Origin of the sequence: Deinococcus malanensis (genome assembly GCF_014647655.1) — a bacterium.
Classification (GTDB): Bacteria; Deinococcota; Deinococci; order Deinococcales; family Deinococcaceae; genus Deinococcus; species Deinococcus malanensis.
Window position 1 is genome coordinate 215,236 of record NZ_BMPP01000001.1, and the last position, 13,255, is coordinate 228,490.

Annotated in this window: 12 protein-coding genes; 6 read left to right on the top strand and 6 right to left on the bottom strand. The window is 64.9% G+C overall.

Features of this window, described 5'->3' with window-relative positions; genetic code table 11:
- Nucleotides 1-177: 177 nt before the first annotated feature.
- Complete coding sequence (gene glpX / locus IEY49_RS01165; protein ID WP_189003736.1) at nt 178-1,182, bottom strand: class II fructose-bisphosphatase; 1,005 nt, start codon at nt 1,180-1,182, stop codon at nt 178-180.
- Between the two features lie 321 nt (nt 1,183-1,503).
- Here glpX and pgm point away from each other — a divergent pair, with 321 nt between their 5' ends.
- A complete protein-coding gene (gene pgm, locus IEY49_RS01170; RefSeq protein WP_189003738.1) occupies nt 1,504-3,135 on the top strand; it encodes a phosphoglucomutase (alpha-D-glucose-1,6-bisphosphate-dependent) in 1,632 nt (543 codons plus the stop codon).
- A 154-nt stretch (nt 3,136-3,289) separates the two neighbouring features.
- Complete coding sequence (gene murJ, locus IEY49_RS01175) at nt 3,290-4,843, top strand: murein biosynthesis integral membrane protein MurJ (protein ID WP_268239002.1); 1,554 nt, start codon at nt 3,290-3,292, stop codon at nt 4,841-4,843.
- Between the two features lie 27 nt (nt 4,844-4,870).
- Here the strand turns inward: murJ and IEY49_RS01180 are convergent, their stop codons facing one another.
- Nucleotides 4,871-5,443: a YdcF family protein gene (locus IEY49_RS01180; protein WP_189003741.1), complete on the bottom strand. Its 573-nt coding sequence runs from the start codon at nt 5,441-5,443 to the stop codon at nt 4,871-4,873.
- A gap of 189 nt (nt 5,444-5,632) precedes the next feature.
- On the opposite strand from IEY49_RS01180, the gene topA reads away from it, so the two are divergent.
- Both topA and IEY49_RS01190 read left to right on the top strand, forming a co-directional pair.
- A complete protein-coding gene (topA, locus tag IEY49_RS01185; RefSeq protein WP_189003743.1) occupies nt 5,633-8,539 on the top strand; it encodes a type I DNA topoisomerase in 2,907 nt (968 codons plus the stop codon).
- Nucleotides 8,540-8,848, top strand: coding sequence for a hypothetical protein (locus IEY49_RS01190; protein WP_189003745.1), 309 nt, complete (start codon nt 8,540-8,542; stop codon nt 8,846-8,848).
- A 54-nt stretch (nt 8,849-8,902) separates the two neighbouring features.
- Here the strand turns inward: IEY49_RS01190 and IEY49_RS01195 are convergent, their stop codons facing one another.
- The 3 genes from IEY49_RS01195 to IEY49_RS01205 all read right to left on the bottom strand — a co-directional run bounded on the left by IEY49_RS01195 (nt 8,903) and on the right by IEY49_RS01205 (nt 10,863).
- Nucleotides 8,903-9,454 (bottom strand): SRPBCC family protein, encoded by a 552-nt coding sequence (locus tag IEY49_RS01195; protein WP_189003747.1) that lies wholly within the window; start codon nt 9,452-9,454, stop codon nt 8,903-8,905.
- A 73-nt stretch (nt 9,455-9,527) separates the two neighbouring features.
- Nucleotides 9,528-10,283, bottom strand: a complete 756-nt coding sequence (locus tag IEY49_RS01200) for a PIG-L deacetylase family protein (protein WP_189003749.1) — start codon at nt 10,281-10,283, stop codon at nt 9,528-9,530.
- Between the two features lie 118 nt (nt 10,284-10,401).
- A complete protein-coding gene (locus IEY49_RS01205; protein WP_189003751.1) occupies nt 10,402-10,863 on the bottom strand; it encodes a DUF4870 domain-containing protein in 462 nt (153 codons plus the stop codon).
- Between the two features lie 39 nt (nt 10,864-10,902).
- Here IEY49_RS01205 and rnhA point away from each other — a divergent pair, with 39 nt between their 5' ends.
- A complete protein-coding gene (gene rnhA / locus IEY49_RS01210) occupies nt 10,903-11,454 on the top strand; it encodes a ribonuclease HI (RefSeq protein ID WP_189003753.1) in 552 nt (183 codons plus the stop codon).
- Between the two features lie 158 nt (nt 11,455-11,612).
- Nucleotides 11,613-12,782, top strand: coding sequence for a hypothetical protein (locus IEY49_RS01215; RefSeq protein ID WP_189003755.1), 1,170 nt, complete (start codon nt 11,613-11,615; stop codon nt 12,780-12,782).
- A gap of 4 nt (nt 12,783-12,786) precedes the next feature.
- On the opposite strand, the gene IEY49_RS01220 is transcribed toward IEY49_RS01215, so the two are convergent.
- Complete coding sequence (locus tag IEY49_RS01220) at nt 12,787-13,197, bottom strand: GNAT family N-acetyltransferase (RefSeq protein WP_189003757.1); 411 nt, start codon at nt 13,195-13,197, stop codon at nt 12,787-12,789.
- Between the last annotated feature and the right edge of the window lie 58 nt (nt 13,198-13,255).

Genomic DNA, 13,255 nt, shown 5'->3' on the forward strand with positions numbered 1-13,255 from the left:
CAGTCGTTTCGTGAGCAGAACCAGGTGGGAGAAACTCAGCAGCGTGTGCGATCCATGCCCAGACCGGTCGTGGGAGAGGGGTCTCGTGCCTAAGATTGCCTGCTGACATGCCGGCACTTCTAGAGCACCGGCATGTCAGCAGGCAATCTTATGTTTCCTCGGTAGTTCCCTGCTGGCTCACACCCGGATGGTCACGCGGGCGCCGTCATCTTCCAGATGGACGGTGTCAATAAAGCGGACGACCCGGGTCGCGTAGCCCATGACCAGCGTGTGGGTGCGGGCTCCGCCCCCGAAGCGCCGGACTCCATTCAACAGTTCTCCGTACGTGATACCGGTCGCGCTGAACACGATCTGCTGCCCCGGGGCCAGCTCATCGGTGCGGTACACCCGGTTCTCGTCAACACCCATGGTCCGGAAGCGCTCGCGCATCGCATCGTCCTCGGGAATAAAGCGGCCCTGAATTTCAGCGCCCAGGCATTTGCAGGCCGCAGCGCTCAGCACGCCTTCAGGAGCGCCGCCCGAACCCATCAGGGCGTGCACGCCGGTGCCGCGGACCGCCACGGCCAGTCCGGCCACCACATCACCGTCGCCGATCAGCTTGACTCGTGCTCCAGCCGCACGGACCCGCCGGATCAGTTCTGCATGCCGCTCACGGTCCAGGATGGTCACCAGCAGGTCTTCCACATCGCGGTCCAGCGACTGTGCCAGGGCCGCCAGATTGGCCTCCACCGGCCATTCCAGGTGCACCCGCCCAGCTGCAGGAGGGGGCACGATCAGCTTGTCCATGTAGCAGTCGGGCGCGTGCATCAGTCCGCCGCGCTCGCTCAGGGCAATCACGGCCAGACCGTTCGGAAGTCCCTTGGCGGTCACACTGGTGCCTTCCACCGGGTCTACCGCGATGTCCACCTCGTGGCGCCCGGTGCCCAGTTCCTCGCCGATGTACAGCATGGGGGCCTCATCCATTTCGCCCTCACCGATCACCACCCGGCCCCGGATGTTCAGGGTGTTCAGCAGCGAGCGCATCGCCTCTGTGCCGGCGCCGTCCACGGCATTCTTGTCTCCCATGCCTACCCAGCGGCTGGCGGCCAGTGCCGCGCCCTCGGTGACCCGCGCTGTTTCCAGCACCAGCGCGTGCTCGAAACTCTGCTCCAGTGCCCCGCTGTCCTGCCGTTTGACCGTCATGCCCTGAACCTAACACGCGTTAGGCACCTGGACCGCTCCGGGAGCGCTTCCAGGCAATGCCGGGCGGTTATGGTTAGCTGTGACTCTCGCACCGGGTAAGTGGGGACTTACCGCAAGACGCCCAACAGCACCAGCAGCCCCCACAGCACCACTGGGATGGCCAGCGTCGCCGCGATGAGTTTGCCCAGGCGCCACCAGTCGTTCAGGAACTCGCGCATGAGGCCCACGGTAGCAGCGTCGTTCAGGAGGGGTGTCCCGAAAATCTTTGGCCTGTCTTGTGGGGCGGGCGTAAGGCCGGGGCCGGCTGCTTAGACTGCGGACATGACCCAGAGTCCATTGGCCGGACAGCCTGCTCCCTCGTCCCTGTTGACCAACATCCCGCGCCTCGTGTCTCATTACTACGAGACTCGCCCCGACGTCCGCGACCCCTTGCAGCGCGTAAGTTTCGGCACCAGCGGGCACCGCGGCACCAGCCTGGGCGCCACATTCAACGAGGCCCATATCCTGGCCATTACCCAGGCGGTCTGTGAGTACCGCGTCTCGGCCGGGATTCAGGGCCCTCTGTTTATGGGGCTTGACACCCACGCTTTGTCAGAACCTGCGTGGATGAGTGCCCTGCAGGTGCTGGCGGCCAACGGCGTCCGTGCGCACGTGCAGCCCGGTTTTTTCACGCCCACACCGCTGGTCAGCCACGCGATCCTGGAGTACAACCGCTCGGGCCAGGCCGACAGGGCTGACGGCATCGTGATCACGCCCAGCCACAACCCGCCGCAGGACGGCGGATTTAAATACAACCCTCCCAGCGGTGGCCCCGCCGATACCGACGTAACGAAAGTTATCCAGGCACGTGCCAACGCGATCCTGGAAAATGAGATGCGGGATGTCCACCGACTCAGCCTCGAAGACGCCATGAACGCCCTGGTTCCCTTCGACTTCGTGACTCCTTATGTCGAGGGCCTGCCGCAGGTGGTTGACCTGGACGCCATCCGCCACAGCGGCGTGCGGCTGGGCGTGGACCCGCTGGGCGGCAGCAGCCTGCCGGTGTGGCAGGCCATAGCGGCGCGCCACAACCTGAACCTGACCATCGTGAACGAGGAGGTGGACCCACGATTCGCGTTCATGAGTGTGGACAAGGACGGCAAGATCCGCATGGACTGCTCGAGCCCCTTTGCCATGGCCAGCCTGCTGCGCCTGAAGGACGATTTCGACGTGGCAGTCGGCAATGACCCTGATGCCGACCGTCATGGAGTCGTGACCCCGGATGGACTGATGAACCCCAACCATTACCTCGCGGTCATGATCGACTACCTGTTCCAGAACCGGCCAGGGTGGAGCGCAGACGCTGCGGTGGGCAAGACGCTGGTCAGCAGTGCCCTGATCGACCGGGTGGCCGCTGGTATCGGGCGCCGCGTGCTGGAGGTGCCGGTGGGTTTCAAGTACTTCGTGGAGGGCTTGCTGGACGGCTCATTAGGTTTCGGCGGCGAGGAGTCCGCCGGTGCCAGCTTTCTGCAGATGGACGGCCGCGCCTGGAGCACCGACAAGGACGGCATCATCCCCGGTCTGCTGGCCGCCGAGATCACCGCGAAAACGGGTCAGACTCCCTCCCGGCGGTTCGCGGATCTCAGCGCCCGGTACGGCGAGACCGCCTACGACCGCCAGGACGCACCTGCTACTTCGGAGCAGAAGAAGATCCTGGCGGCCCTGTCGCCCGAGCAGGTGACCGCCACCACGCTGGCCGGTCACCCCATCACTGCGCGTCTGACCCGCGCACCCGGCAACAATGAATCTATCGGCGGACTGAAGGTCACCACCGAGCACGCCTGGTTCGCAGCCCGCCCCAGCGGCACGGAAGACGTCTACAAGATCTATGCCGAGAGCTTCAAGGGCAAGGACCATCTGCAGCAGGTCATGGCCGAGGCACGCGACGTGGTGAGCGCGGCGCTGACCCAGTAAGCCTGGGGGAAGGGCGAAAGACTCGGGCTTTCCCCTGGACCTTCAGCAAGTGCTTATAGTTGGGCCCGTGAAGGTCCCCCCAGGCTCCAAGCCCCCAGTCCCTGAAATCAACCTGGAGTTCGGTGAGACCCCTCCTCCCGCGCCCGATCCTGGCCTGACCCCCACCGGCCCGGCGCAGCCTGCGGTCGTAACGACGGCGCCGCGCCGTTCCCTGCGGGCCAACACCCTGATCGTCATGGCTGGCACGCTGGGATCCCGGCTTTCGGGCATTGTGCGCACGATGATCATGGGCATTTTTGGCAATGCGCTTCTTGACGCCTTTCTGGTCGCCGTGCGGGTACCCAACCTGCTGCGCGAGCTTCTGGCCGAGGGTGCCCTGGTCAACTCGTTCATTCCTGTGTACAAGTCATTGGACACAGCTGAACGGCGGAAGCTGGCTCAGACCTTCAGCGGCGTACTGATCGCTGTGAATCTGGTTCTGATGGCGCTGGGTATTTTGGCCGCGCCTCTTATTGTCGACCTGCTGATCGCTGCAACTCCGAACGTAAATCGGGACGCCGCGATTTACATGACGCAGCTGGTTATGCCCTTCCTGATGCTCATCAGTCTGTCAAGCGTCGCCATGGGCCTGCTCAATGCCGATGAACACTTCAAGGAGAGCAGCTTTGCGCCGGTGGCCTTTAACCTGGCCAGCATAGCGGCGCTGCTGCTGCTGCCGGATACAGCGACCTGGCTGGCCTTCGGCTGGCTGATCGGTGGGGTGGCGCAGCTGCTGGTCCAATTGCCGGCATTACGGCGCTTCGGACTGTTACCAGCTCCAGCCCTGCAGCCGCATCCAGCCCTTACCAGGGTCCTGAAGCAGATGGCGCCCTTCACTCTGACTGCCGGAGCACGCCAGTTCCTGAATCTTTACGTCACCAGGTTACTCAGCAACGGGACTCAGTTTCCTGCTGGCACGCAGTCTGGCTATTTCTATGCTGAGACACTGTTTACCACGGTCAATGGTCTGTTCGTCGTGTCGCCTGTGCTGGCGCTGTTTCCCCGGTTTTCGCAGCATGCTGCCGACCGGGATTGGCCTGCGTTCAGGCAGCTGACCCTGCAAGGTATTCGCACCACCACGTTCCTGGCCGCGCCCATGAGTGCGTTACTTGTCGCGCTCGCGCCCTATGCCGTGAGTATCATCAACCTGAAGGCAGACTTCGACGTGCCACGGTTCCAGGCGGCTAGCGGGATCCTGACCGGTTGGGCCCTCGCGCTGATTCCATGGGCACTGGTCACGCTTCTGCTGCGGACCTTCTATGCCCGTGAGCGCACCCGTGAAGCGGTAACAGTGAGCGCCATCGGCTTTGTGCTGGAGGTCGTTCTGTACCGGCTGCTGGTCCCCTCGCTGGGATTCCTGGGATTTGGGATCAGCACCACCATCAGCGGAATACTGATGGCGGGAGCGCTGACCTTTATGTACCGCCGGGCTCTGGGGTTTCCGGGGCGCGAAGTCGCAGGCCATCTGGTGCGCGTGGTGCCCCTGGCCGCAGCGTCAGGCCTGGTTGCCTGGTTGGTTTCTCTGACCCTGCCTGATCCCGGGTTTATCCTGCCCGGCTTGCTGGGCCTTGCTGTGGCGGGCGGCGTGGGCCTGGGAGTTTATCTGACCGGCGCGCTCGCCCTGCGCCTGCCGGAAGTGGCCGGTTTGATGCGCCGCCTGAAGCGCTGAAGGTTTGTCTGCAAAAAGCTTTTGCTTTCAGGTCCGGATGCCGATCAGGGCGTAGGCCACGAGTGCCAGCTTCTCGCGCAGAAGGTAGCGCGGATCGGGGCGGGCCCCCAGCGGACTGGCGCTGGCATTGGCCTCAAGGCCCAGGGCACGCGCCAGGGCCAGCGCACGGGGCGCATGGGCCTCATCGGTGACCAGGGTGACTGCGGTCCGGGGAGGCAAGGAGGCGCGTGCATTGCGCAGGTTTTCGATGGTGGTGCGGCTGCGGGTCTCGGCCAGCAGTACCCGGGCTGATACGCCATGGTGAGCCAGAAAATGCACGCCGACCTCACCTTCGCTGTAAGGATCGCCGGGCCGGCGACCTCCCGTCACGACGATCCGGTCGATTCCGCCGGCACGGTACAGGCGCAGAGCATGACCCAGCCGGCGTTCAAAAGCAGGACTGGGCCGTCCGGCGTACTGGGCTGCTCCCAGCACCACCAGCGTGGGGTGGGGGGTCTCAGCCCTGGGTGCGCGCAGACCAGGAGACAGGACGAAGCCGGCTGCCAGAACAGCGATTACCATGACTGGCAGCAGGGACAGCGTGGAGCCTCGGGCGCGCATTGCCCCGCGAGCCTAGCATGAAGAAAATGTAAATCCTGTGGAAAAGACCATTCAGGCGGCCGGATGCCGAAATCGGAAGCGCAATGAAAGCCTCCTTGTGCGCGGGGAGGGCTGTGCTACCCTCAGCCGCAAGTTTCCAGCTTATGCACAGCACCACCATGGAAGCTTTCAGGGGAGCGTATCAGGGAGATGGCCAGAACCTTAGTGATCGTCGAGTCGCCCGCCAAGGCGAGAACCATTGAGAAGTATCTCGGGAAGGGGTACTCGGTGGAGTCGTCCATCGGGCACATCCGCGACCTGCCCAAGAGTGCTTCGGACATCCCCGAAAAATACAAGGGCCAGGCTTGGGCCCGGCTCGGACTGGACGTGGAAAATGACTTCCAGCCCCTGTATGTGGTCGCCCCAGACAAGCGCCAGCATGTGGCCAAGCTGCGCAAACTGGCCGCCGAGGCGGACGAGATCATCCTCGCAACCGATGATGACCGTGAAGGCGAGAGCATCGCCTGGCACCTGTTCCAGGAGCTCAAGCCCAAGGTGCCGGTCAAGCGCATGGTGTTCCACGAGATCACCAAGGAAGCCATTCAGGCGGCCATCGCCCACCCACGTCAGATCGATACCAATCTGGTCGAGGCCCAGGAAGCCCGGCGCGCCCTGGACCGTCTGTACGGGTATGAGGTCAGCCCGGTGCTGTGGAAGAAGGTCGCCCCTAAGCTGAGTGCCGGCCGGGTCCAGAGTGTGGCGACCCGCATGCTCGTCGAGCGTGAACGCGAACGCATGCGCTTTGTCAGCGCGACCTGGTGGGATCTGCTGGTGACCGGCAAAACAGGTGAGGATCAGAGCTTTCCTGCCCGCCTGACCGATGTGGGCGGCCAGCGCCTTGCCGGCGGCAAGGATTTCGACCCGCTGACCGGTCGCCTGCGGGAAGGCGCGGCCGTGCGCCTGCTAACCGAGGCCGAAGCCCAGGCGCTGACCACCGGCCTGACCGGACAGGCCCTGACTGTCACCAGCGCCGAGGAAAAACCCTTTACGCAGCGTCCCTATGCGCCTTTCATCACATCGACCCTGCAGCAGGAAGGCAGCCGCAAGCTAGGCTTCGCGGCCACCCGTACCATGCGCGCCGCCCAGAAGCTGTACGAGGGCGGGTACATCACCTATATGCGCACTGACAGCACCAACCTGAGTGTCGAAGCTGTCACGGCGGCGCGCACCCAGGTCACGCAGATGTACGGTCCAGCCTTCCTGCACCCGCAGCCGCGCGTGTATGCCAAGAAGGCAAAGAACGCCCAGGAGGCGCACGAGGCGATCCGCCCGGCCGGAAGCAGTTTCCGTACCCCCGATAGCTTGCGCGGCGAGCTGGGCGGTGACGAGTGGCGCCTCTACGACCTGATCTGGAAGCGCACCGTGGCTTCCCAGATGGCCGACGCCAGGGGCCGCGGCCTGCGGGTGCGTCTGGGCGGTCAGGCTCAGGGTGGTGAAACGGTGGGACTGAGTGCCTCTGGCCGGACCATCGACTTCCCAGGCTTCCTGCGCGCCTATGTGGAAGGCAGCGACGACCCCAATGCCGCCCTGGAGGACCGTGACACGCCCCTGCCGCCCCTGAAGGAAGGCGAGCGGGTCACGGCCGAGACCATCAGGCCCGAGAGCCACGAGACCCAGCCCCCCGCCCGCTACACCGAGGCCAGCCTGGTGCAGGCGCTCGAAGCCGCTGGAATTGGCCGGCCCAGCACCTACGCCAGCATCCTGGGCACCATTCAGGACCGCGGCTACGCGACCAAGAAGGGACAGGCCCTGGTACCCACCTGGACGGCATTCGCGACCAGCGCCCTGCTGGAACACCACTTCGGCAAGCTGGTGGACTATGACTTCACGGCGCGCATGGAAGAGGACCTCGACGATATTGCCGGTGGCCGCGCCAGCCGGGTGCCGTACCTGCGGCGTTTCTACCTGGGCGATGAAGGTCAGGGTATGGCCCTCAAGCCACTGATCGACCGGCAGATGGGCGAAATCGACGCCCGTGGGATCGCGACCATCCACGTGCCCAGATTGGACGGTACCGGGATCGAGGTCCGGGTCGGCCGCTACGGGCCTTACATGCAGCGCGGCGAGGACAAGGCCAACCTGCCCGAGGGACTGGTGCCGGACGAGCTGACCGCTGAAACCGCCGAGGACCTGATGAGCCGCCCAAGCGGCGACCGCCTGATCGGCACCGATGAGGCCAGCGGACATCCGGTGGTGGCCCGTGCCGGGCGGTATGGACCGTATGTGACCCTGGGAGACGGCAACCCGCCGGTGCGCAGCGCTAGCCTGTTTCCCGGCGACGATCTGAACACCCTGACGATGGAGCGTGCCCTGCGCCTACTGAGCCTGCCGCGTCTGGTCGGGGTCAGCGAGGGCGAAGAGGTCTGGGCCATGAACGGCAAGTACGGTCCGTACCTCAAGCGGGGTGGCGACAGCCGCAGCCTGAACAGCCACGAGGAACTGTTCACGGTAGGTATCCACGAGGCCGAGGCCCTGTTCATGCAGCCGCGCTTCCGGGGCCGTGGCGTGGCAGCGGCGCCGCTGCGCACCTTCGAGATCGAGGGCCGTCCACCCATCCTGCTGAAATCGGGCCGCTTTGGCCCTTACCTGACCGATGGCGAGCGCAATGCCACCCTGCGCAAGGGCGAGGGCGAAGACAACCTGACCGCCGAACGCGCACTGGAGATTCTCGAAGAGCGCGGCAAGGAGCCCAAGAAGAAGGCTGGTAAGGCAGCTTCACGCAAGGCTACAGCCAAGCCCGCAGCGGGGAAGGCCGCCAAGCCATCCACGCGGAGCAGTGCGAAAAAGCCAGCGGCCAAGAAACCGGCGGTTAAGAAGGCTGGCGCCAAGGGTACAGTCAGCAAATCATCAACGGTTAAAACGCCGCTGACTTGGGCTGAACTCAAACCGCATCTGGGTGTGCTCTCGGAGCAGGAGCGTCAGCTGGTCACGGCGACACGCGAGCAGGGCCGCAAGGTGGATGAGGTGGCGCCTGGCCTGGGGCTGGACGTCAAGAAGGCCAAGGGGATGGCGCTGCAGGCCAGCAAGAAGCTCAATCAGGCGGCGCGCGGAGACTAAATGCCCACGCGTTCCCGCCCCGAAGTGCCGCAGGCCCTGCACCTGGCGCGGCTGGCCCAGGGCACTCCTGGGCAGTGGGTGGCCCTGCCGGGTGGGCAGGTACGCTGCCTGAACCTCAGCGGCCGGGTGGACGGTCCAGCCCTGACCGGCTGGCTGGTCTGCCTGACCGGTGAGGCAGTGGTTGACCTTCCCCTGAACAACTTTGTGCGCCTTCGTGCCAGCGAAAGTTACCGTGTGCGTGCTGAGGAGCCCTGGACTGCCTTTGAAACCAGGTCGGGCACGGTGTTGTTGCTGATTCCGGACGCCTGATAGGGCCACAAAACAGGGGAGAGCCGGAATATGGCCCTCCCCTTAATCCTGATTTTATTTTTTGCGGCGTCTGGCCTTGGCCGCCTCTTTGGCCGCTTTCTGCTCGGCCTTCTGCTTCTCCTGCATCTCGCGGCCCATGTCTTCCATCAACTGGGCGCCCTGGGCATCGACCTGCCGCTGCAGTTCCAGCAGGGTACTCATGACCATGTTATGCAGCACGCGCTCCACAGGCCGGCGCACCCAGCCGTAGCGTACGCGGGCGTTCAGCGTGAGCGTCACGTCGGTTCCCCCAGGCATGGGCTTGAAGGTCCAGGCCTGGGTCAGCTTCTCCAGTGGCCCCACATGTCGCACACTTTCCCAGCCCCCACGCTGTGGCGCCTGGAGCTGACCGTACTTTGCCGTGAAACTCAGGCCCAGCAGCCGCCGCGCGAATTTGAACCGCACCAGCGCGTTATTGGCTAGCCGGCCATCGCCACCCTGATAGTCAGCCTTGACGAGGTTGGGGTCCCATTTCACGCGGCGCCGGGGTTCCAGCGCGAGACGGTACAGCACGTCAGGGCGGGCGCGCACGATGATGTTCTGCTTGATGTGAATCGACTCGGACATTCCTGAGCGGCAGTCTAGCGCGCCGGCAAGTGCTGTAAGGACCGTCTTCCGCTCCAGGTGCAGATAAGCTTGGTCAGTGCAGATAGGGCCGGGCCGGCAGGTGGCTGGCCTTCAGATTGAAGCGTTCGGCATATTTGGCGCCGGTCAGGCGGCCGGCCACGGCGCGGGTGGCCAGAAACTGCTCGCGGTCCCAGGTCCAGCGGTAGAAGGCCTGGTAGTACTCCATGACTTCAGCCGCGACTTCTACCGTGTCCGTGATGTCCGTAAAGACTTCCGGGTAGGGGCTGGCCGGTGCGTGGTACTGGTAGAAGCGCACGGGCTCCCGCCAGGCTTCCAGCCGGCGCACGTCCTCGCCACTGTCCACCGAATCGCTTCCGCCGAGGTCCGGGGCGGGCGCCATGGGCACGCCGCCCCCCTCCTCGTTGATGATCTTGGGAATGCGCGCCAGGGTAATGGCGTCGAAGGCAATTTTGGCCGTCATGCGGTGATCCGGATGGGGATGATCATCGCTCCAGGTAATCACAGCATTGGGCCGGAACTGCGCGTACAGCCGCGCCAGTTGCAGGGCCTCCGTGCGTGAGCCGGTCATGCGGCTGTCGCCCATGTCGAAGAAATGGTGCAACGCGCCGATTTTCCCAGCCACCCAGGCACCGTGCTCGCGCCGTACCCGGGTGACCTCCTCGTGCGTCTGGTCGCCGAACTGGCTGGCCAGTTCACCAAGCGTGGTCCACACCAGCATGACCTCGTCTCCGCGCGCCGCGTGCTTGGCCAGGGTGCCGATACAACCTATCTCGTCGTCGGGGTGGGCAAAGACCGCCATGATTCGCATAGCCACAAGAATATGCTGCCCCCGCAAGCATGTGTCCGGGTGGGGGTGCGCACATGGACTGCCGGCAGTGTCGAGCAGTTCGAGGCAGAGCTATGCACTGCGCTTATCAAAGGGTGCTTTACCGCAACAGGCGCAGGGTCAGCGGATACCGGTACGGCTTGCCGGCACTTACCTGAATCACTGCCACCAGCATCAGGATCAGCGGCAGCAGGCCCAGGACCAGCAGGACTGGCAGAAAGAACAGGAAGAAGGTGCTGAACAGTCCCAGCACGGCAAACGCGCCCACGCCAGGCTGTCCGGCGGCGCTGCCCACCGCCCCGCCGATCAGGCCCAGACTGAACAGCCCGAAGGCCACCAGACCAATCACGGTGCTGTAGATCCACATGCTGATCTGAAAGTTCACTGCCTCCTTGCCCTGCTCGTCCAGGAGCCGGCTCCGGTCGCGGTAGTACAGCCAGGCAGCCACCGGGCCCAGCAGCGCACCAATCCCCGGCAGCACAAATCCCAGCAGGGGAGAGAGGTGCGTCACCAGCACAGGCGTGCGCTCGGATTCCGGAATAAAGGGGGACGGGGCGGCCATGCTTGACACTACGCCCTGCTGCTGAATACAGTTCCCCGGATGACGGGCAAGCCTCCTTACCGCGCCAGCGCCGCGCAGAAAGCGCAGGCGGCGGCCCGCGACCGCCTCCCGATCAGGGCCGGAATTCAGCCGGACACTCCGGTCACCGGCGAAGAGGTCGAACTGTACAGCGACGGCGCGTGTGACACCACCCAGGGGCATGGCGGCTGGGCCACCATCCTGAAGTACAAGGGTCAGGAACTCGTGCTGAGCGGCAACGAGGAAGGCACGACCAACAACCGCATGGAACTGCGTGGCCTGCTTGAGGGCCTCAAGGTGCTCAAGCGGCCCTGTCAGGTGCGGGTGGTCACCGACAGCCAGTACCTGCGCAAGGCCTTTACCGACGGCTGGATCCTTAAATGGCAGCGCAACGGCTGGAAGACGGCCGGGGGCGATCCGGTGAAAAACAAGGAACTGTGGGAAGAGCTGATTGCCCAGGCACGGACGCACGCCCTGACCTTTATCTGGGTCAAGGGCCACGCCGGCCACGGGGAAAACGAGCGGGTGGACGTACTGGCCGTGCAGGAACGCAAGAAACTGCGTGCCCGGTAACGGCAGAGGCGCTTCATTGCCTGCCTGAGGCCTGGCGTGCACAATGCGGCTCAGACCTCTCTCCGGGGAGAGGCGCTGCGGCGCCCGCCCCAAAAGGACGTGTGCCTATGCCGGACCGCCGCGCAATTCCCTGTCTGTTACGGTTCTTTGCCGGATGGATGCGCCGGCCTGCGGGTATGGCGCTGCTTGGTCTGGTGGCCGTAGCCTCTGCCGGGAGCCGTGACCAGCGAGCGGAGCTGCACAGTCCGGATCCCATAAGGTCAGTCGCGGCCGGTACTGATGGCCTCGGCCGCTTTGTCGTGGCCTGGGTCTCGTGCCGCACCGAACTGGCTGAGGGTGGAGGCGAGCAGCTGCGGGCTGCCCGGCTCGAAGGTGGCCGCTGGCAGCCTCTGGGCGGTGTGGTCAACGAGAAGCCGCAGTACAACGCTGCACAGCCCAATGTGCATGCCGGCCCGGACGGCAGTGTGTGGCTGGAGTGGGAAGAGGGCAGCGGACACGCGCACATCGACTCGTTCCTGATGTCCAACTGGACAGGCCGCGCCTGGACCCGACCAACCCCCTATGCGCTGAGGCGCAACCTTTCGGATGCGGGCCGGTCGCGCGCTCTGGCACTTGATCCTCAGAACCGTCCGCTGGTGGGCTGGACCGATATTGGCACCGGCACCCGCAGCATGTACCCCAGTGTGGTGTCGCTGAAGCTGTGGCAGGGCCGGGGCTGGCTGACCACGCCCTACCTGAACCTGAACCTGCGGCAGCCTGCGTTTATGCCCAGCGTGGCGCACGCCGGCGGAAAGGTCAGCGTTGCTTACGTCGAGGGGCCTACCACCCGTTCCAACATCTGGGTACGGCAGTGGACACCTGAAGGCTGGCGCACCCTGGGCAGGCGCGTGAATGTCCGCCCCGACACCTATGTGTTTCGCCCCCTGCTACGTGCCGATGGTCTGGGCCGCCTGACCGTGGCCTGGCTGGAAGACCTGCGTGGGGCTGACACCCTGTACGTCAGCCGGTGGAATGGGCGTGTGTGGGAAAGGCTGGGAAGTGGACCGGTCAGTCGGCCGGGAGAGCACGCCGCCACCGCCTCACTGGCCTTCGATGGCCAGCAGCGCCCGGTGGTGGCCTGGACGCAGGGACCGGATGGCCGGCGTACAGTCCGTGCCGTCCGATGGGACGGGAGCCGCTGGCTGCCGCTGGGCGGCGGGGTCTTGAACGCCACTTCCTCAGCCGACGTGGACCACGCCACGGTGGCGGGCAGTCGGTACGGCATCCTGGTCGCCTGGAGAGAACTCCGCGGCGGGGTCTGGCAGTTGCGGACCTGGTCGCAGCCCTGAGGGTTCACCCAGCTGCACGCCATTCACAGGCAAAGCGCCTCTGGTCTCCACGGGGAGCAGTCTCGCGAACATAAAACCCACTTCGGCGATAAAACCCGGCGGCGTCCCCGTCTGTTTCTGCGGATAGGGTCGTCAGGTCCAGGGCGGAGGCAACAGCAGACAGCAGTGCCCGCGCGAATCCTTTTCTGCGTTCCAGTGGATCGGTGCCTATATGCAGCACTTCTGCCTGCCTCGCCTGTACGCGGAGCCCCACCGCGCACACCACGCGACCACCGGTTTCCCAGAGAAAGAACTGCCGCCCAGGGTCGGTTCGGTAGGCTTCCAGGTTGCGTGCAATGCGTGCGGCATCGGGAAACATGGCGTGGACCAGGAGAGCCTCAACCTCCGGAGTCGGGAACATGCAGCGGCGCATCATTAGGCACATCCTGAAGGCAGGATTCCTGCCCTGGGCCATTCGGCGTATCGCGTGCCCT